Raw genomic sequence first — 20,085 nt, 5'->3', positions numbered from 1 at the left:
AGAGAGAGCCATTATGCAAAATTCCGCCACCGTGTTGGCCAAGACCCTGCTGGCCGGTGCCGTTGCCGCAGCCTTGCAGGCCTGCGGCAGCAGCGATCCTGCTGCGGCATCGCCGGATGCCAGCGAGCCGAAATCGGTGCTGCATCTGCGTAGCGAAATCAGTCTGGCCAGGCCAGTGAGCGGCGGCAGCGCCAAGGTGCTCAGCGGCAGCGCCATTGTCGCCAGCGGCACCATTTACGACAATGGCAATCTGGCGCTGGATACCACGGCGCTGACCGCCCAGGCGGCGCGCCAGTTGCGTATCGAGGCACAGGGCTGCGCCGATCAGGCCAACGCCCTGAGTTGCGCGCTGTTGTCGGCCATCGTCAATCCCGACGATGCCTCGACCATCACCGGGGTGAATGTGCGTTCGACGCTGGTGGACCGCCTGGTGCGTCTCAAGGGCATGCAGCAGGCCGCCGCCGAGCAGCGCGTCAGTAATTACCTGATGCTGGACGCCTCCACCACCTCGCAGCAGATGGTGGATCAGAACCTGTTCAGCCCTGCGCGGTTTGTCTCGGACAACTGGCTGGCGGCACAAAGCAAGGGTCTCAGTCTGGACCAGCAGATCGGCCAGCTGGTCGACAGCATCGCTGCTGATGCGACGCTACAGCGTCAGTACAAGCCATTGCTGATGATCGCGCCTATCGTGGCGACCATCGGCATCGAGCTGGTCAAGGGCGCGCTCGGCAAGATTGGTGGCGAGGCCATGGGCAGTGTGTTGAGCAAGATCGGTCTGAACACCGAGGCTGCCAACCATGCCGCCGTAATGAATGAACTGAAGGGCATTGCCAGCCAGCTCAGCGCCATGAGCCAGCAACTGAGCACCATCGAAAGCGCCGTCAAGCAGACTATGGCCAAGGTGGAGGAGGTCAGCAAGAAGGTGGATGACGTCGCCCAGCAGCAGCGTGCACTGCGCCTGCTGACGCAGACCAGCCAGCTGCTGGCGCTGGTCGAGAAGGTCAAGCGCGCCTATTGGGACTTGCAGAACCTGCCGCAGGTGAGCGCGACGCAGCAGGCGGCCGAAGTCAAGCGACTGCTGGCGGTGATCGAATCCATCCAGGGCGACCGCGCGCAGATCTCCGCCGCGCTGAACGGCACGCCAGGTAATTCATCGATGGTTGCCACCATGGTCGATTTCCAGTTCCCCAAAGTCGCCGTGCCGGATTACAGCAAGGAAGTGTTCCTGAACCAGAAAACGCTGAAGTCGATGAGCGACTTTGTGCAGTATTATGACAACGTCAACCTGATGGCCTACTACCTGATCATGGAGTTCTATAACTACGCCGATCCGGCCAGCGCCGCGCAGAGCTGCCCGGAAACGCTGAGCTCCGGCGTTAGCTATACACTACAGTGCATGCGCTATCAGGAGCTCAAGCAGGCGCGTGCCGAGTACATTACCCAAGGACCGCAGGAAACCTTGCCGGTGCCGAGCATGTTCGTCAATGTCTATCAAGGCTACACGGCGATGCCATGGGTGCTGTACCCTGCGGGCGATTTCACCTACCAGTCCATCAACGGCGCCACGCCCGACGCCGGCAGCTTCCTGGCGCGCCAGATCTATCCGAATCTGACTGCCCAGCAGCAGAGTGAGGTGACGGCCATCGCTAACTGGGATTATATGAAGCCGGTGTTCTGGAGCGGGATGTTCGCGCGGCCAGCTGGCAGCGGCGGCAGCCAGGCCAAGGTGCTCAAGGATGTGGCGATCGCCAGCGGCGCGCCGACGGAAACATTCTACACCGCGTCACTGAACCTGGCGGCGTGGGTGCGCACCACCGATAGCGGTCCGCAGGCCTTCAACCGTGTTTCGACCACGACCGGTTCGCTGGATGTGGACCAGAACAAGAATCCGCGCACCACTGAGGATGCCAAGCTGATTGTGCTGGGACAGTTCAAGAGCCGCGCCGTGATGGAACGCTATCTGGGCAAAGTGATTGCCGCGCGCTTTACCTCGCTGAACTAAGCCGTCAAGCGACGCTGCCGGCGCGTTTCAGTTGACGGTGAAGCGCGCCGGGATTTCGATGCCGCCGCTGCGCGCCGCTTCGGCGTACGCCTGCAGTTCGGCGACCACGGCATCCAGCTGTTCCTGGCCAGGATTGGCCTGGAAGTGCTTGATGCGCTCGTTCATGAGCGTGATTTGCTTGCTCCAGTCCAGACGATTCATTTTGCTCATGTGTGCTCCGATTTGCAAAAAATCAGTATAGATCAATTGGCAAATTTTTGGGCGCGTTTTAGTGTGCGCTAGCGTACCTAGCGGCGCACCGCGTGCAGGAACAGGTCCAGTCCCTCGGCGGCACGGGCGCGCAGCTCTTCGCCGTGCAGACCTTGTTCGCGCGGGAACAGCAGGCGGGTCATGTAGTCGCCCATCAGGCAGTTGATCAGGAACACCGGCACCATCTCCGGCCGCAGGTCGTCGCGCAACTGCGCCTGGATGTCGGGGCGGGCGAAGAAGCGGCCCAGCTCGTCGCGGGTCAGCTGCGGGCCGGCCTTGAAGAAGGTTGCCGCCAGTTCCGGCGTGGACTTGGCTTCGGCCACCACCATGCGGTGCAGATTGTTGAAGGTCGGCAGCGACACCAGTTCCAGGAAGCGCAGCGCAAAGTCGCCAAGAATGACTTCCATCGGACGCTGGTCGGTTTCCATGGCTTCCATGCCGGACATATAGTGCTCGCGGCCGTTGGCGATGATGGCGTTCAGCAATCCGGCCTTGCCGCCGAATTTGACGTAGATGGTGCGCACCGCCACGTGGGCTTCGCGGGCGATCATTTCCAGACTGACCTTGCTATAGCCTTTTTCCAGGAAGAGCCGGCCGGCGGTGGCCAGCAGCGCTTCGCGGCGGGCGGCCTTGTCGGCGGCGCGCGGGCGGCCAGCCGCCTTGCCAAAGCACGGCGAGTCGGGCGAGTAATTGCCTTCAGGGCAATCTTGCTCGTCCAGCGGGGCGGTGTCGTTGAGGTCGGTGGAGGTCATGGCCGGGAATGATAGCGAATGACGCTATGCTAGTCCATCAAAAAATGAAATGCAACCGTTTCATTTCTTGACTTTGCGCAGAAACCCTCCATAATGCTCCTATCTCATTTCATTTCTTCGGAGCTATTCATGTCCACCCAAGAACAAAAACTCAGCGCCGTGCAAGCTCCCGCAGCGGCGGCCCCTGCCGCGCCACAGCCACCGAACCGCCGCGTGCTGGTGGTGGCGGCCGTGGTCGCGCTCGCCGCCTTGGCCGTTGGCGGCCGCATGTGGTATCGCAGCCATTACTATGTGGAGACCGACAACGCCTACGTGGCCGGTCACGTGCATCCGGTGTCGTCGCGCATCGCCGGCGTGGTCACCAAGGTGCTGATCGACGATAACCAGCTGGTCAAGCAGGGTGACGTGATCGCCGAGTTGGACCCGTTCGACCAGGGTGTGCGCGTCGAGCAGATCCAGGCGCAGATCGCTTCGGCCCAGCAGCAGGTGATCCAGGCCGACGCGCAGATCGCGCAAGTGCAGGCCCAGGCCAGCGCCGCCGCCGCGCAGGTGGCGCAGTCGGAAGCGCAGCTGGTGCGCGCCAAACAGGACGCCGAGCGTTTCGGCCAGCTGTATAACAGCCAGATGAAGGCCGTGTCGAAAGCGGAGCTGGACGCTGCGGTCGCCGCCCGTGCCGGCGCCATCGCCGACGTGGCTGCGCGCAAGGACAGCGCCGTCGCCGCCAAGGCGCAAATTGCTTCGGCCAAATCGGCGCGCGAAGTGACCAACGCGCAGATCGCCGTGTTGCAGGTGCAATTGAAGGACGCCAAACAGCAACTGGCTTACAACCAGATTCTGGCGCCGGTGTCGGGCCGCATCGGCAAGCGCACCATCGAAGTCGGCCAGCGCGTGCAGCCTGGCCAGTCGCTGACCGCCATCGTGCAGGAAAACGTCTGGCTGACCGCCAACTTCAAGGAAACCCAGCTGGCCGAGCTGAAAAAAGGCCAGCCAGTGCATGTGACCATTGATGCGCTGCCGGGCAGGGAATTGATCGGCACCGTGGACAGCTTCGCGCCAGCGTCGGGCGCGCAGTTCGCGCTGCTGCCGGCCGATAACGCCACCGGCAATTTCACCAAGATCGTGCAGCGTGTGCCGGTCAAGATTACCTTCAAGCCGGAAGATGTGAAGGCGCTGAGCGGCCGGCTGGTGCCGGGCATGTCGGCCATCGCCGAAGTGTCGCTGAAGTCTGACGCTGCCCACTAAGGAGCTGCGTCATGGCTAGCACCACAATTGATACGCCAGGCGGCGGGAAGCCGCTCGCTCCGGTGATGCCGAGCGAGAAGGTCTCCGGCCGTACCTGGCTGGCGGTGGCCGCCGGCATGCTGGGCGCCTTTATGGCGGTGCTCGACATCCAGATCACCAACTCCTCGCTGAAGGACATTCTCGGCACGTTGTCAGCCACCCAGGAAGAGGGCTCGTGGATCGCCACCGCCTACCTGGTGGCGGAGATTATCGTGATCCCGATGACTGGCCTGTTCGTGCGCGTGTTTGGCGCGCGCCGCTACATGATCGGCACTACCGCCTTGTTCCTGGGCTTCTCCACGCTATGCGGTTTCGCCTGGAACCTGGAGAGCATGATCGCCTTCCGCATGCTGCAGGGCTTTACTGGCGGCGCGCTGATTCCGATGGCGATGACGCTGGTGATGACCAAGCTGCCCGCCTCCAAGCGCGCCACCGGCATGGCCATCTTCGGCCTGACCGCCACGCTGGCGCCGTCGATGGGGCCAACGCTGGGCGGCTATCTGAGCGAGCTGTATGGCTGGCCGTCGATCTTCTACATCAACTGGGTGCCGGGTCTGCTGCTGATCGGTGGTATCGCGGTTGGTCTGGACAAGGAGAAGTCGAATCTGTCGCAGCTGTTCAATGCTGACTGGCTGGGCATCGCCTTCATGGCGGTGGGACTGGGCAGCCTGACCATCTTCCTGGAAGAGGGTAATTCGAAGGACTGGTTCGATTCGGCCTTCATCAACACTTTTGCCGCGCTGGCGCTGGTTGGCCTGCTGGGCTGGGTGGTGACTGGCGCGACGCGCAAGCAGCCGTTCGTTAATCTGGCTTTGTACGGGCAGCGCAACTTTGCCGCGGCCACCGCACTGTCGATGGCGATGGGCATGGGCTTGTATGGCTCGGCCTTCATCCTGCCGCTGTTCCTGGCGCAGATTCCCGGCTATTCGCCGATGCAGATCGGTGAGGTGATCATGTGGGCCGGTCTGCCGCAGCTGTTCATCATGCCGTTTGTGGCCAAGCTGTCGGCCAAGGTCGACAACCGCATCCTGTGCACCTTCGGCCTGCTGCTGTTTGGCGGTTCGTGCATGATGAATGCCTATATGGACGCAACCACCGGCTACGATCAGCTGCTGCTGTCGCAGGTGGTGCGCGCGCTCGGTCAGCCCTTCGTCATGCTGACGCTGTCGAACTTCGCGATGAACGGCATCGCGCCGAAAGATGTGCCGTCGGCGTCTAGCCTGATCAATATGACGCGCAACCTGGGTGGTTCGATCGGCATCGCGCTGCTGGCCACCTCGCTGACCAACCGCGAGCATTTCCACTCGGTGCGCATCGGCGAATCGGTCAGCAGCTTCGCGCTGGCCACGCAAGAGCGTCTGGATGCGCTGAGCGCGTCCTTCATCAGCAAGGGCTTCGACAGCGCGACCGCGTCGGACATGGCTTTGAAGGCGGTGGACGGCATCGTGCGGCGCGAGTCGTATGTGATGGCCTATAACGACGGCTTCTTCCTGGTGGCGATGGTGCTGTTTGCCTGCATCGGCGTGCTGTGGTTCTCGGACAAAGTCAAAGCGCCTTCCGCCGGTGGTGGTGGCGGTGCTCACTAACAAAAACACTTAAGAGGTAATCATGTTGAATTCAGCTCTGAAGCGCCTGACGCTCGCTGTTTCTGTCACCCTGGCCATGACTGGCTGCGCCACTGTGGGCAGCGATTTCAAGGCCCCGGCGAATGTCGCCGACGCGTCGTTCCGCCATCTGCCGCAAGCCGGCGCCAGCGAGGCGCATTTGCCGGCGCAGTGGTGGACCGTGTTTAATGACGCCACCCTGAATCGTCTGGAAGAAACCGCGCTGCGCGACAATCCAAGCGTGAAGGCGGCCGCGCAGCGCTTGGTGCAGGCGCTGGAGCAGGCTGGCGTCACCCGCGCCAATCAGCAGCCGCAGCTGAGCGTCAATGCCGGCATCTCCAACTCGCGCACTTCCGCCGAGACGTCGCAAGGACTGGCGCTTGGCGGCCGTTCGATCAAGGGTAACAACTATTCGGTTGGCTCCAACTTCTCGTATGAGGTGGATCTGCTGGGCCGCGTACGCCGTCTGGTCGAAGCGTCCGATGCGCAGGCGCTGGTAGCCGAGGCGGACCGTGATGGCGTGCTGCTGATGCTGTCGTCGCAACTGGCCACTACTTACTGGCAGCTGCGTGGCCTGGATGCGGAAATCGCTATCCTCAACGGCGCGCTGGATACCCGCCGCGAAAGCGAGGAACTGGTGACCGCGCGTTTCGACGCTGGGCTGTCGAATGAGCTGGACGTGTCGCGCGCGCGCATCGAACGCGCCAACGCGCAGGCGGACCTGCATGAGGTGCAGCGCCAGCGCAATCTGCTGGAACACAGTCTGGCGACGCTGGTCGGCGCTTCGCCGTCGGCCATGCTGACCGCGTCCAACGCCAACGCGGCCTCGCTGCCGCTGCCGCCGGCGATTCCGGTCGGCCTGCCGGCCAGCCTGCTGTCGCATCGTCCCGATCTGGCCGGCAGCGTGGCCACGCTGCGTGCCAATAATGCGCAGATCGGCGTGGCGGAAGGCGCTTTCTATCCTTCGCTGTCGCTGACCGGTAACTTCGGCTTTGCATCGGAGAGCCTGAGCAATCTGGCCAAGGGCGATTCGCGCCAGTTCAGCGCTGGCCCGCTGGCGCTGTCACTGCCGATCTTTGACGGTGGCCGCAACAAGGCCAATCTGGCGATCGCCAAGGCGCGCTATGAAGAGGCGCTGGCGAATCACCAGAGCAAGCTGCTGACCGCGCTGCGTGAGGTGGAGGATGCGCTGTCGGACGTGCAGCAGCGCCAGTTGCAGGGCGATGCGCAGCAGGCTTCGCAAGTGGCGGCGGCGCGTGGTTATCTGGTGGCGCGGGCGCGCTATGAGCGTGGCGTGTCGACTTACCTCGATGTGACGGATGCGCAGCGTAGTGCGCTGGCGGCGGACCGCGCGGCGGTGCAGATCAATACCCAGCGTCTGTTGGCGGCGGTGTCGGTGGCGCGCGCGCTGGGCGCCGGCTGGCAGCCTTCGCAGCAATTGGCGCAGGTCGCTCAGTAACGCAAGTAGTGCCAGTAACGATTACGCGGAAGAGGCCAGCGGCAACGATGCCGCTGGTCCTAAGCGTTCCACGATGAAGTCGATGAAAGTGGTCAGCTTGGGCGTGGCCCGACGGTCGCGCGGGTAGATCACATTCATCGGTCGCGGCGCCGGCAGATGGCTGCTCAGTATTGGCACCAGCCGGCCGGCAGCGATGTCCTGCGCCAGCAGCACTTCGGCCTGCATCACAATCCCGAAATCATGCAGCGCGGCCTGGCGCAATGCTTGTCCGCTGTTGGCGCGGAAGCGGCTCGGCTGCAGCGGCCGCTTGCCGTGCACTGATTGCAGCCGCCAGCTGACGCCCACATCCCCCACCACAAAATCAAGGCATTCATGCTGCGCCAGATCGCCCGGCGTGCGCGGCATGCCGCGCGCTTTCAGGTAGCCAGGCGAGGCGCAGATCGCCATCGTGTACGGCCGCAATGGCCGCGCGATCATGCCGGAGTCTGCCGGCGCACCAATACGGATGGCGGCGTCGTAGCCTTCATCCACCATATCCACCATGCGGTCGTTCAGGTTCAGGTCCACGCTGACTTCGGGATGCAGCCGCAGATAGTCGGTCAGCGCGGGCGCCAGCCATTCGTTGCCGAATGAGGTGGAGGCAGTGATGCGCAGTCGTCCGCGCGGCACGCTGCGCATCGCTTCCGCGCCACGTTCGGCCGCTGCTATCTGTGCCAGGATGGCGCGGCATTGCTCGACGTACTGCACGCCGATTTCGGTCAGGCTTTGGCGGCGCGTGGTGCGCGTCAGCAGCCGTGCACCCAGCGTGGCCTCGAGTTGTGCGATGTGTTTGCCGACCATGACCGGCGACAGGTTGAATCGCGCGGCGGCGGCAGTGAAATTGCCCGCATCGACCACCGCGACGAAGATTTCCATGCTGCGTAGCTTGTCCATTGATTGCTAACTTTGGATTTGTAATGTTCTTCATCTTAGCGTATTTATTCCTTGGGTGAAGGGGAACATACTGGTGTTTTCTAAAAGGAGTTCAGCATGAAAGTGATCGTGATTGGCGCCACCGGCGCTGTGGGCAAGGCAGTCGTTGAGGAGCTGGGGCAGCGGCATGAGGTGGTGACGGTCGGCGCGCAAGGGGGCCAGCATCAGGTGGATTTTGCCAATATCGATTCGGTGCGGGGCTTGTTCGCCAAGGTTGGCAAGGTGGATGCGGTGGTGGTCGCGGCCGGCAAGCTGCATTTCGCACCGCTGGCGTCGTTCACGCCGGAGCAGTTTTACCTTGGCTTGAACAGCAAGTTGATGGGGCAGGTGAATGTGGCGCTGGTGGCGCAGGAGTATCTGAACGATGGCGGTTCGATTACGCTGACCAGCGGCATTGTGGCGGAGCAGCCGATACGCAACGGCGCCAGCGCCAGCATGGTCAACGCTGCTGTCGAGGGCTTTGTGCGTGGTGCGGCGATTGAGCTGCCGCGTGGTCTGCGCATCAACGTGGTCAGCCCGACGGTGTTGCAGGAATCGATGGGCAGCTACGGCCCGTTCTTCGTCGGCTTTGAACCTATCGCCGCCAGCCGCGCCGCGCTGGCCTATGCGCGCAGCGTCGATGGCGCACAGACCGGCCAAGTCTACCGCGCCTGGTAGGAGAGCATACCCTCTCTATATTTTCGAGTGGTCTAAAAAGGCTAAAAGGGCTATTTCGAACTATTTCGGTCTTAAAACAAAGAGAACGTTTAGACGAAAGGCGAGAGCGAGGCTGACGACAGTGAACCGGGCGCCGCGCCGCCAGTGCTCACACCGAACGCCAGCGGCACCTCCGCCAGTCGCGGCTACCAATCACGCGCTGGCAGCGAGCCGCTGAGTGCCGGCGCTGACTGGCTGGATTACAATGTGGCCCTTACTCCACAAGAGGACCACATGAAAAAAATCCTGCTCCCGCTGGCGCTGGCAATCGCCTGCGCCACCGCCTATGCCGCACCGGCCGACGTCAACCAGCTCAACAAAATGAGCAAGCGCTATGCGCCGGTCGCGCTGACCGCCGACACCAGCCACCTGTCGGCCGGCGACAAGAAAGCCATCGCCAAGCTGATCGAAGCGGCCAAGATCATCGACGTGCTGCAACTGCGCCAGCGCTGGTCCGGCAACGAAGCGCTGTGGGCCGCGCTGCAACAAGACACGACCCCGCTGGGCAAGGCGCGCCTGAACTACTTCTGGCTCAACAAAGGCCCATGGTCCATCCTGGACGACCACCAATCCTTCCTGCCAGCGGAAGTGGCCGGCATCAAGGTGCCAAACAAGAAACCAGAAGGCGGCAACTTCTATCCGCAAGGCGCGAGCAAGGCCGAACTGGATTCCTGGATCAACGCGCTGCCAGCCGCCGACAAGGAGCAGGCGCAATGGTTCTTCACCACCATCCGCAAGAACAAGGATGGCCAGTTCAGCATCGTCAAGTATTCTGATGAGTACAAGGCCGATCTGGAAAAAGCCGCCGCGCTGCTGAAGCAAGCTGCCGCCGACACCGACAACGCCTCGCTGAAGAAATTCCTGCAACTGCGCGCCGACGCTTTCCTGAGCAACGACTACCTGGCGTCCGACTTCGCCTGGATGGACCTGGACTCGCCGGTCGACATCACCATCGGCCCATACGAGACCTACAACGACGAACTGTTTGGCTATAAGGCCGCGTTTGAAGCTTACGTCAACATCCGCGACCAGAAGGAAACCCAGAAGCTGGACTTCTTCGCCAAGCACATGCAGGAGCTGGAAGACAATCTGCCGCTGGACGCGCAATACCGCAATCCGAAAGTCGGCGCGCTGGCGCCGATGGTGGTGGTGAATCAGGTGTACGGCGCCGGCGATGGCAATATGGGCGTACAGACCGCCGCCTACAATCTGCCCAACGATGAGCGCATCATCAGCCAGCGCGGCTCCAAGCGCGTGATGCTGAAGAATGTGCAGCAGGCCAAATTCAAATCGACGCTGACGCCGATCTCCAAGCTGGTGCTGCGCCCGGCCGATCAGAAGGATGTTGACTTCGACTCCTTCTTCACCCACATCCTGGCGCACGAAATCACCCACGGCCTGGGCCCGCACATCACCCGCAAGGATGGCAAGGAGTCCACCCCGCGCCAGGATCTGAAGGAAGCCTATTCGACCATCGAGGAAGCCAAGGCCGACATCACCGGCCTGTACGTGCTGGCGTATATGATGGACAAAGGCCAGCTGCAAGGCACGCTGGGGCAGGGCGAGGCAGCCGAACGCAAGCTGTACACCACCTTCCTGGCCTCGGCCTTCCGTACGCTGCACTTCGGCCTGACCGATTCGCACGCGCGCGGCATGGCGATCCAGGTCAACTACATCCTCGACAAGGGCGGCTTCGTGTCGCATGGCGACGGCACTTTCGCGGTCGACTTCAAGAAGATCAAGCAGGCAGTGATCGATCTGGACCGCGAGTTCCTGACCATCGAAGCCACTGGCGACTACGCGCGCGCCAAGGAAATGATGAGCAAGTACGTGGTCATCCGCCCGGATGTACAGAAGGCCTTGGATAAAATGAAAGCTGTACCAAACGACATTCGTCCCGAGTTCAAAACGGCAACGAGCTTGTTGGCACACTAAGCATTCCTGTTTTTCTACGTAGTAATATACCTGCCACCGGGCAATAATTATTGTCCGGTGCATGCTAGAGTTTGATCACCATGATCAAGCGCACCTTCTTCCCCCTGCTGTTACTGGCCTCCGGTCTGAGCTCGGCTGCCGAGCTGACCGAGATGGAAATTCGCTGGCTGACCGCCGGGGCGGCGGTGCTGAATTACGCCAAGCAGGACCTCAAACTGCCGATCGACATCACGGTGCAGCCGCAGGCACGCGCCAACGATGTGCCGCTGGCGTTGGGCTATGAGAACGGCCGCTGCAAGCTGGTGCTGTCGATGCGCGGCAATCCCAACGCCGAAGACATCCTCGATCAAGTCCCCGCCGCGCAGCGCCCGCTGATGATCGAAGCCATGGTGGCGCACGAAATCGGCCATTGCTGGCGCTATGCGCAAGGCAGCTGGCACGCCGTGCCGGCCGGCTTTGAAGCCAGCCCTGCCCACGCCAGCGCAGCGGAAGCATTGCGCGACACCCGCCGCGAAGAAGGCTATGCCGACCTGGTCGCATTAGCCTGGATACACCAGCGGCATCCGCAGCAATACGCCAGCGTGGCGGCGTGGATGCGTGCGGTGCGCCAGCCCTCGCCAGAGATCAACGTGCCAGGCACCCACAGCACCCTGACCTGGCTGCAACTGGCGCCCACTGGCGCAGCCTTCACGCCCGGCCTGCCTATCTTCGAGCAAGCCAGTCTGGTGTGGCGTAAAGGCCTGTCGCACGAAGAGTAAATGCCGTCTGTGTACGTTTGCGCACGGAGCTTGCGGCCGAGCAGGCGTTTAATGTGTCCACCAACCACCACAAAGAGGGACACACATCATGAACAAATTACTCTGCTTCGTGCTGGCCACCGCCGCTAGCGCCGCCTTCGCCGCCACCCCGAACAACGACACCGTTGCCTACAAGGCCGCCGTCAACAAATCGGATGCGGACTATAAAACCGCCAAGGCTGCCTGCGATGCACAATCGGGGAATGCCAAGGATGTTTGCCAGGAGCAGGCCAAAGTCACGCGTGCCAATGCCGAATCGACCGCCGCGCTGCAATTCAAGAACGACAAAAAGTCGGTGGAAAAGGCCCAGATCAATGTGGCCGACGCCAACTATGACCTGGCCAAGGCACAGTGCGCCAACCGCACCGGCGGCGACAAGGACAGCTGCCTGAGCGGCGCCAAACAGCAGCACACCGCCTGGGTCAACGACGCCAAGGCCGGCAAGAAAGCCGCCGACACCGCGCAAACCGGCATCGACTGCAGCACCATGAGCGGCACCGACAAGGCCTCGTGCGAAGCCCGTTCGAAAACCGAACTGGCCAAGGACGCGATCGCTGACACCGCCATCACCACCAAAGTCAAAACCGAGTTGATGGCCGAGCCAGCACTGAAATCGCTGGACGTGCACGTGGAAACCACCAACGGCACCGTCATGCTGAGCGGCTTCGTGCCATCGCAGTCGGAAGTCGACAAGGCCGTGGACGTGGCGCGTAACGTCAAAGGCGTCAACAAAGTGCAAAGCTCGCTGCGCATCAAGTAAAGGGTAGGGCGGCGTTTCCCCACCCGCCCGGTCCCCGGCGCCCGGCCGCGTTCATGCAACGCCGCCGGGCGCTGCCTTTTGGCCGCCGCCCGCGCCCTACGCGCCGGCGTTTTTTTTTGATTGTATTCATGATGATCGTCATTTAAAATAGCCGCAAGCGTGCTTTCCGCGCGCATTGCCATCGTGAGGACTTGATGTTTGCACAACCCCTATCCAACTGGCTGCACCGGCGCGGCCTGCATTTTTCGTGGGTGATCGTCACTCTGACCTTTTTGACTGCGCTGAGCTCGTCGGCTGCGCTGGGACTGCCGGGCGCCTTGTTGCAGCCTTTGTCGCAGGAGTTCGGCTGGGATGTCGAGCAGATCTCGTCGGCGCTGGCCTTGCGCTTTGCCCTGTTCGGCCTGATGGGCCCGTTTGCCGCGATCCTGATGGAGCGCTTCGGCCTGCGCAATGTGGTGGTCACTGCGCTGACGCTGGTGGCGGCCGGCATGGCGCTGGCGACCCGCATGACCCAGTTCTGGCACCTGGTGCTGTTCTGGGGCATCATGCTGGGCATCGGTTCCGGCCTGACCGCGCTGGTGCTGAGCGCGGTGGTGTCGAATCGCTGGTTCGACAGCCATCGCGGTCTGGTGATTGGCCTCCTGACCGCCAGCTCGGCCACGGGCCAGCTGATTTTCCTGCCGGTTGGCGCCTGGCTGGTCGAGCACTTCGGCTGGCGGCTGGCGGTGGCGCCGGTATTTGCTGCCTGCGCGTTGGTGGCGGTGGCGGTCTACCTGCTGATGCGCAACCGTCCGTCCGACGTGGGGCTGGCGCCGTTTGGCGCGGCCCCAGCGGTGGCGGGCACGCCAACGGCGGCCGCACCAGCCATGCGCATCAGCTTCGCCACCCCGTTCAAAATCCTTGCCGAAGCCGCGCAGTACCGGGTGTTCTGGGTGCTGGCCGGCACCTTCTTCATCTGCGGCCTCAGCACCAACGGCCTGATCCAGACCCACTTCATCTCGCTGTGCGGCGACGCCGGCCTGGGCGCGGTGCCGGCCGCCTCGGTGCTGGCGATGATGGGCGCGTTCGACCTGGTCGGGACCATCGCTTCCGGCTGGCTGTCGGACCGCTACGATAACCGCAAGCTGCTGTTCATGTACTACGGCTTGCGCGGCCTGTCGCTGCTGTGGCTGCCGTACTCCGAGTTCACGCTGTACGGCCTGTCGCTGTTCGCGATGTTTTATGGCCTGGACTGGATCGCCACCGTGCCGCCGACGGTGCGCCTGACCGCCGCTACTTTTGGCAAGGAAAAAGCCGGCATGGTGTTCGGCTGGATCTTTGCCGCCCACCAGCTGGGCGCGGCGGTGGCCGCGTATGGCGCCGGCCGGGTCCGTACACTGTTGCTGACCTACGACCCAGCGCTGTTCGCTGCCGGTGCCGCGTGCCTGGTGGCGGCTGCGATCATCTGGCTGATCCGCCGGCCGGCGCCGGCCAGCAGCGCCGCAGCGGTGGCGGCCAAGGCTGCGTAAAAAAGTGGGAGCGCTTCCAAAATGTAATCAGGCTGTCACTTGGCGGTGTGACAATGCGCCGGTTTCCCACCAGCCTGATGGAGTTTTGTATGCGTTACGCCTTACCTGCGGTGGCCTTGACGGCCGCCGCTGTTGCCGCGCTGCTGGCCGCTTGCGGTAGCGACAGCGCGCCAGCCACCGAGACCAAGCCGGCCGACACGGTCAACAGCACCGCCGTCGCCTTCATGAGCGACGTCCACTTCGAGAACATCTACGGCGACCTGAAGAGCTCGCAATTCTCCGGCATCCCGACCAAGGATGGCAAGAACGCCACCATCCGCACCATGTACGCGCAGCTGACCTCGACGCGGCTGTTCAACGAAAACTACTTCGCCTTCCGCGCCGCGCTGGACGACGCCTACGCCAAGGGCATCCGGCTGGTGGCCATGCCGGGCGATATCTCCGACGATGCGCAGCCGATCAACATCGATGGCCTGGCCGACATCCTGCACGAGTACCAGGCCAAGGGCATGCGCTTCTTCATCGCGCCGGGCAACCACGATCCGAACGAACCGTATGACGATGACGAAGCCGGCAAGAACGACTTCCTGACCAAGGATGGCAAGGAACAGAAAATCTACGCGGTCAACAACGCCGCCTGCAAAGCCAAGGACCCGGCCGTGGTCTGCACCAATCAGCTGATGGAGCAGGGCTACGAAAAGCTGCTGGGCAAGCTGGGCGAATTCGGCTACGCGCCGAACAAGAACGACGTGTACTGGGAAACCCCGTTCAGCAGCTATGCCGATGGCAAATACAGCTACGACGCGGCAGTCGCTGCGGCCGACCTGAGCAAGCGCCAGTTCGAAATCTGCACCGAAGGCGAGGGCGGCAAATACAAAGTGGCCGGCAAGACCTACAGCCGCTGCACCAGCATGACCGACGCCAGCTACCTGGTGGAGCCGGTCAAAGGCATCTGGCTGCTGGCGCTGGACGGCAATGTGCACGCGCCGAACGCCAACTTCGACCCGGCCAACCCGAAATACTTCAAGGGCTATGACAACGCCGGCGACGGCGGCTGGAACAAAATGCTGACCCACAAAATCCACCAGATCGAATGGATCAAATCGGTGGCGGCGCGCGCCAAGGCGCAGGGCAAGCAGCTGATGTCGTTCTCGCACTACCCGACCATGGACTTCTACGCCAACCAGACCGACGCGATGAAGGCGGTGTTCAAATCCGGCGCATTCCAGATCTCGCGCATGCCGGCCGCCGCCACCACCGCCGCGCTGGCCGCGACCGGCCTGCCGCTGCATGTCGGCGGGCATATGCACTTCAACGGCACCAACGACTACAAGGACAGCGCCGGCAACTACTTGGTCAACGTGCAGTCGCCATCGCTGGCCGTGTTTGGCGCGGCCTACAAAATCGTCAGCTACCAGAGCAAGGACCTGATCGATGTGCAGACTGTGCCGCTGAACACGGTGGCGCGCCACAACGAACTGTTCCCGTACTACCAGGTCGAATACGACTACCTGCAAGGCAGCACGGCCGCGAGCGACATCGCCAAGCGCTGGAACCGCAGCATTTTGGACAGCAAATCCTACGGCGAATTCACCCGCACCTACTTCGGCGAACTGTCGCGGCTGCGCTTCATGAGCGACTACTGGCCGTGCGAAATGAAGGAAGCGGCGATGGCGCTGGACCTGCGCCAGATGCTGATCATGTCGCAGCTGCAAACCAAGGTCACGCTGGCGCAGCTGAAAGACAATCCGTCGGTGCTGCCGCTGACGGCGAGCTGCGCCGCCAAGGGCACGGCGTCGGGCGACAGCGTGGCCGCCAGCCAGCTGACGGCCGACTGGGCCGCCGCTACCGCCAAGGCCGAGCAAGTGGCGGCTGCCGCCAACCTCAAGCTGGCCGACTTCGCCAAAGTCAGCGCCTACGAATTCTACGGCGACTTCCACCGCACCACCTACGCTGGTGAACTGGCCTTGCGCGACATGGGCGCCGAGCGTGTGGCGCAATACAAAGTGCTGATGAACGCCTTCCCGGCCGCACCGGCGGCGATCGTCAAAATCGGCGATCAGCTATCCGACCAGAACCCGGTGCAGGTAGCGTTCCAGGCGCAGTTCAAGCAAGTATTCGCGATCCTCAAAGGCCTGGGCTCGGGCAAGCCAAGCGACCACTTCACCATCGACCTGAAAGCGCAAAAGCTCAACAACGTCAGCAACAGCGGCCTGAGCTTCAACTAAAACCGGGGAGTTTATTTCAGGTATTTGGCCAGCCAGCCGTGGACTTCGCTGTAGAAGTAGCGGCTGTTTTCGCCTTTGAGCACCCAGTGGTTTTCGTCGGGGAAGACGATCAGTTTGCTTGGGACGTTCAGGCGCTGCTGGGTGGCGAAGTTCATCAGCGCGTTGTTGGCGGGGACGCGGTAGTCCAGCTCGCCGACCGAGATCAGGATCGGGCTCTGGAAGCCGGTGCCTTTGGCGTGGTTGCCGCCTTGTAGCACCGGGCTTTGTTCGCGCCATACCGCCTTGTCGCCCCAGACCGGGCCGCCGCTGTTGACTTCGCGGCCCCAGACGCTGTCGCTGCTGCCCCATTGCATGATCAGGTCCATTTCGCCGGCATGCGAGACGATGGCCTTGTAGCGGGTGGTGGTGGCTTGCAGCCAGTTGGCCAGGTGGCCGCCGTAGCTGGCACCGCCGGCAGCGAGCTTGCTGCTGTCGATGTAGCTGTATTTTTTGATCGCTTCGTCAACCGCTTCGTTGATTTCGTCGGCCGGGCCTTTCAGCGGATCGCCCTGGATGGCGCGGGCGAATTCTTCACCGTAGCCGGTCGAGCCTTTGTAGTCGGTCAGCAGCACCACGTAGCCTGGCTGGGCCAGCAGGTGGTAGTTCCAGCGGATCACGAACTGGTCGCGCCACATATTCGCCGCGCCGCCGTGGATCACCGCAAACAGCGGGTATTTCCTGGCCGGGTCGAAGCCGGCCGGCTTGACGATCATATTGTGGATCATGCGGCCGTCGCTGGCCTTGAACCAGAAGTGTTCCGGCGCCTGCCAGTCGATCCTGGCGGCACGCTCGGTGTTGAAGGCGGTCAGGCGCTTGGGCGCGCCGTTGCCGAAGGCGTACACTTCCGGCGGATTGATCGACGATTCCCATACGCCGACCACGGCCTTGCCGCCGGCGTTCAGCGAGCCGATGGCGCCGCTCGGCAGCGAGGCTTCGTCGCGCAGGTCAGCGCCGGCGTAATTGATCGAGTGCAGCTGCTCCAGGCCGGCGTGTTCGAAGCTGAATACCACGCGGTTGCTGCCAGCCGGCAGCGCGTAGCGCGAAATCGAACGGTCCAGCGTGGCGGTCAGGATTTTCGGCGTGGCGCTGGTCAGCGGCCAGGCAAAGCTGGCGATGCGGCTGACGTCATAGACCTTGCCTTCTTCTTCCGCCTCGGTCAGCGTGAACAGGGTCTTGCCGTCGCTGCTGAATTTCAGGCTACCGTAGCTGTGTTTATCGGCGGTCAGCTGGGTGCTGTCGCCGCCCGCCACCGGCACGCTGAAGATTTGCGTGTAGGCCGAGTTGCGCGCCAGTTCGTCGCGGTTGGTCGAGGCGGCAAACACGATGGCCTTGCCGTCCGGCGCCCAGATCGCGTCCAGCGACTGGCCCTCGTCGCCCTGGCCGCCGCCGAAGCCCGGCAGCGCCGCCAGCCTGGTGCCGCTCAGCAGGTCGCGCGGCTTGGCGCCGATGGCGGCGTCCATGACGAACAGGCGCACCTGTTTGTCGTCCAGCCATTTGTCAAAGTAGCGCGGCGGGAAGGATTCATAGGCGCGCGCCGAATACTTGCGGTCCTTGCGTTCCTTGGCGGTTTTCTTGACCTCTTCCTCGCTGGCGTTGCCGGGGAAGATGTCGCTGACGAACAGAATCTGTTTGCCGTCCGGGCTGAACTTCGGCGTGCGCGCGCCCAGGGTCAACGTGGTCAGGCGCTGCGCCTCGCCGCCGCCGGCGATGTCGATGCGGTAGATCTGGCCGGCCTCGTCGCCATCGCGCCTGGCGATGAAGATCAGCTGCTTGCTGTCCGGCGACCAGTTGAGCGCGCCTTCGCCGCCCTTGCTGAAGGTCAGGCGGCGCGCCGGCGTATCGTCGCTCAGCGACTTGATCCACAGGTCCGACCATTGTTCCTTGCTGTCGTAAGCTGGATCGGTGACCGAGAACACCGCCCAGCGGCCATCCGGGCTGGGCTGCGGCGCGCCAATGCGCTTCATCAGCCACACATCTTCGTGGGTGATGGCGTGTTTGGCCGGCGCGGCATCGGCGGCAAAAGCCAGGCCCGTCAACTGGGCCGGAATGATGAAGGCAAGAATCGAAAGTCGCGGTATAGTCATGACGAATTTGCTTAAAAGTCAGTGAAACAAAGATAGTGGCCACAACCGTCATTGCTGTCAATAAAGTTTTCCCCAAGGAGACAAGATGCAGACCATTACCAAGGTTCACAAAGTTGCAGCATTTACAGCAGGTGAGCAGGGCGGCAATCCGGCCGGCGTGATGATACGCGCGGCCTTGCCGGACGAGCCGGCGATGCAGCGCATTGCCGCTGAAATGGGCTATTCGGAAACCGTCTTCGCCGCGCCGCACGAAGACGGCTGGCGCGTGCGCTATTTTTCGCCGGACGGCGAGGTGCCGTTCTGCGGCCATGCGACTATCGCGCTGGGCGCGGTGCTGGCGCAGCAGAATGGCGACGGGATTTTTCCGCTGACCACCAACCATGCGCGCGTGACGGTCGAGGGCCGCGCGCTGGGTGATGGCGCGCACGCGGCGCTGCAGTCGCCGGAGACATCCAGCGCGCCGGCGGCGCCAGCGCTGGTGCAGGAGGCGCTGGCGCTGTTCGGCTACCGGCTGGCCGACCTGGACGACCGCATCCCGCCGGCGGTGGCGAATGGCGGCGCGCTGCACCTGATCCTGGCGCTGAAGACGCGCGACAAGCTGCGCGCGATGCGCTACGAGCTGGCGATCGGTCGCGAGCTGATGCGGCGGCACGGCTTTGCCACAATTTCACTGGTGTATGCGGAAACGCCGCAGCGCTTCCATGCGCGCAACGCGTTTGCTTCGGGCGGCGTGTATGAAGATCCGGCGACCGGCGCGGCAGCAGCGGCGCTGGCCGGCTATCTGCGCGACCTGGACTGGCCGCATGGCGGCGCGATCGATATCATTCAGGGCGAGGACATGGGCGCGCCTTGCCATCTGCAAGTGCAGATCGGCGAGCAGCCGGGGAGTTCGATCCGCGTGTCGGGCCGGGCGAGAATGATAAACGACTGAAAAACCGCCGCCGCTCAGTCCCACTTCTTCAGCATGCGGTCCAGCTCGCCGGACTTGTCGAGCTGCTCGACCGCGCGCTGCACCCGCAGCCGCACCACGGGATCGACGTGGGTGCCCATGGCCATATAGACATTGGTGGTGGCCATCACCGCCGGCAGTATCCTGACCTTGTGGGCCACGCCGGCACGGTCGATAAAGCCTTGCACGCCGGGCGCGCGGTGCAGGAAGAAGCGGCCGCGCCCGGCCACCAGCTTTTGCAGATTGGCGGCCGGCGTGGCCGCGCTGGAGTCGACCTGCAAGCCGCCGATATGCTCCAGCATGGCTGGCGCGGTGTAGCCGCGGTTGGTCAGGATCATGCCCTGTTCGCCGAGCTTGCGCACATCGTCCCAGCTGGCGATGGCGGCCGTGTCGCTGGCGCGGGCGATCAACTGATAGCGCAGCTGGAACAGCGGCGGTTCAAGAAACACATACTGGCGCGCGCGTTCATCGGTGTGCTGCACCGCGCACAGCGCGTCGTACTGGTGCGCGGCCAGGCCGGAGTGGGCGCGCAGCGAGGGCAGCCAGGTTTGGTCGCCGACAAATTGCAGGCCGGGATCGGCGCGCTCGATGGCGCGGTAGAGATCAATGCACAAGCCGACCACGCGGCCGATGCCGGCGGGAATAAACTTCGGCTCCGAGCCTTCCTGCGCCACCACCCTGATCTCGACCGGCGCCGCCCAGGCCGGTGCAGCGGCCAGTGCAAGCAACAATGTCAGCCCGTAGCGCAATCCCGTCGGCAACATTGCCTC

Annotated in this window: 16 protein-coding genes; 11 read left to right on the top strand and 5 right to left on the bottom strand. The window is 63.1% G+C overall.

Features of this window, described 5'->3' with window-relative positions; translation table 11 throughout:
- Positions 1-13 precede the first annotated feature (13 nt).
- Complete coding sequence (locus KW842_RS14720) at positions 14-2,002, top strand: hypothetical protein (RefSeq protein WP_218304857.1); 1,989 nt, start codon at positions 14-16, stop codon at positions 2,000-2,002.
- 27 nt (positions 2,003-2,029) lie between these two features.
- Here KW842_RS14720 and KW842_RS14715 read toward each other — a convergent pair whose 3' ends face one another.
- Complete coding sequence (locus tag KW842_RS14715) at positions 2,030-2,212, bottom strand: hypothetical protein (protein WP_218305043.1); 183 nt, start codon at positions 2,210-2,212, stop codon at positions 2,030-2,032.
- A gap of 77 nt (positions 2,213-2,289) precedes the next feature.
- Complete coding sequence (locus KW842_RS14710; RefSeq protein WP_218304856.1) at positions 2,290-3,003, bottom strand: TetR/AcrR family transcriptional regulator; 714 nt, start codon at positions 3,001-3,003, stop codon at positions 2,290-2,292.
- Positions 3,004-3,132: 129 nt separating this feature from the next.
- On the opposite strand from KW842_RS14710, the gene KW842_RS14705 reads away from it, so the two are divergent.
- Genes KW842_RS14705 through KW842_RS14695 form a run of 3 tightly spaced genes read left to right on the top strand, consistent with a single transcriptional unit; the run spans position 3,133 to position 7,347 of the window.
- On the top strand, positions 3,133-4,245 hold the full coding sequence (locus tag KW842_RS14705; RefSeq protein WP_218304855.1) for an HlyD family secretion protein: 1,113 nt from the start codon (positions 3,133-3,135) through the stop codon (positions 4,243-4,245).
- 11 nt (positions 4,246-4,256) lie between these two features.
- A complete protein-coding gene (locus KW842_RS14700; RefSeq protein WP_218304854.1) occupies positions 4,257-5,870 on the top strand; it encodes a DHA2 family efflux MFS transporter permease subunit in 1,614 nt (537 codons plus the stop codon).
- A gap of 22 nt (positions 5,871-5,892) precedes the next feature.
- Positions 5,893-7,347 carry an efflux transporter outer membrane subunit gene (locus KW842_RS14695; protein WP_218304853.1) on the top strand — a complete coding sequence of 485 codons (1,455 nt, stop codon included), beginning with the start codon at positions 5,893-5,895 and terminating at the stop codon, positions 7,345-7,347.
- A 21-nt stretch (positions 7,348-7,368) separates the two neighbouring features.
- Here the strand turns inward: KW842_RS14695 and KW842_RS14690 are convergent, their stop codons facing one another.
- Positions 7,369-8,280: a LysR family transcriptional regulator gene (locus KW842_RS14690; RefSeq protein ID WP_218304852.1), complete on the bottom strand. Its 912-nt coding sequence runs from the start codon at positions 8,278-8,280 to the stop codon at positions 7,369-7,371.
- 96 nt (positions 8,281-8,376) lie between these two features.
- On the opposite strand from KW842_RS14690, the gene KW842_RS14685 reads away from it, so the two are divergent.
- The 6 genes from KW842_RS14685 to KW842_RS14660 all read left to right on the top strand — a co-directional run bounded on the left by KW842_RS14685 (position 8,377) and on the right by KW842_RS14660 (position 16,243).
- Positions 8,377-8,976 (top strand): short chain dehydrogenase, encoded by a 600-nt coding sequence (locus tag KW842_RS14685; protein WP_218304851.1) that lies wholly within the window; start codon positions 8,377-8,379, stop codon positions 8,974-8,976.
- Positions 8,977-9,249: 273 nt separating this feature from the next.
- Positions 9,250-10,950 (top strand): hypothetical protein, encoded by a 1,701-nt coding sequence (locus KW842_RS14680; protein WP_218304850.1) that lies wholly within the window; start codon positions 9,250-9,252, stop codon positions 10,948-10,950.
- Between the two features lie 80 nt (positions 10,951-11,030).
- Positions 11,031-11,708, top strand: coding sequence for a hypothetical protein (locus tag KW842_RS14675; RefSeq protein ID WP_218304849.1), 678 nt, complete (start codon positions 11,031-11,033; stop codon positions 11,706-11,708).
- A gap of 88 nt (positions 11,709-11,796) precedes the next feature.
- A complete protein-coding gene (locus KW842_RS14670; protein ID WP_218304848.1) occupies positions 11,797-12,507 on the top strand; it encodes a BON domain-containing protein in 711 nt (236 codons plus the stop codon).
- A 194-nt stretch (positions 12,508-12,701) separates the two neighbouring features.
- On the top strand, positions 12,702-14,015 hold the full coding sequence (locus KW842_RS14665) for an MFS transporter (protein ID WP_218304847.1): 1,314 nt from the start codon (positions 12,702-12,704) through the stop codon (positions 14,013-14,015).
- An 89-nt stretch (positions 14,016-14,104) separates the two neighbouring features.
- A complete protein-coding gene (locus tag KW842_RS14660) occupies positions 14,105-16,243 on the top strand; it encodes a metallophosphoesterase (protein ID WP_229223699.1) in 2,139 nt (712 codons plus the stop codon).
- 11 nt (positions 16,244-16,254) lie between these two features.
- On the opposite strand, the gene KW842_RS14655 is transcribed toward KW842_RS14660, so the two are convergent.
- Complete coding sequence (locus KW842_RS14655) at positions 16,255-18,366, bottom strand: S9 family peptidase (protein ID WP_218304846.1); 2,112 nt, start codon at positions 18,364-18,366, stop codon at positions 16,255-16,257.
- An 85-nt stretch (positions 18,367-18,451) separates the two neighbouring features.
- Between KW842_RS14655 and KW842_RS14650 the strand changes: the two genes are divergently transcribed.
- On the top strand, positions 18,452-19,297 hold the full coding sequence (locus tag KW842_RS14650; RefSeq protein WP_218304845.1) for a PhzF family phenazine biosynthesis protein: 846 nt from the start codon (positions 18,452-18,454) through the stop codon (positions 19,295-19,297).
- Positions 19,298-19,311: 14 nt separating this feature from the next.
- Here KW842_RS14650 and KW842_RS14645 read toward each other — a convergent pair whose 3' ends face one another.
- Complete coding sequence (locus KW842_RS14645; RefSeq protein WP_218304844.1) at positions 19,312-20,079, bottom strand: ABC transporter substrate-binding protein; 768 nt, start codon at positions 20,077-20,079, stop codon at positions 19,312-19,314.
- Positions 20,080-20,085: the final 6 nt, after the last annotated feature.

The organism is Duganella sp. sic0402, assembly GCF_019219065.1.
Lineage (GTDB): Bacteria > Pseudomonadota > Gammaproteobacteria > Burkholderiales > Burkholderiaceae_D > Rugamonas.
This window is presented reverse-complemented; position numbering and strand designations above follow the sequence as displayed.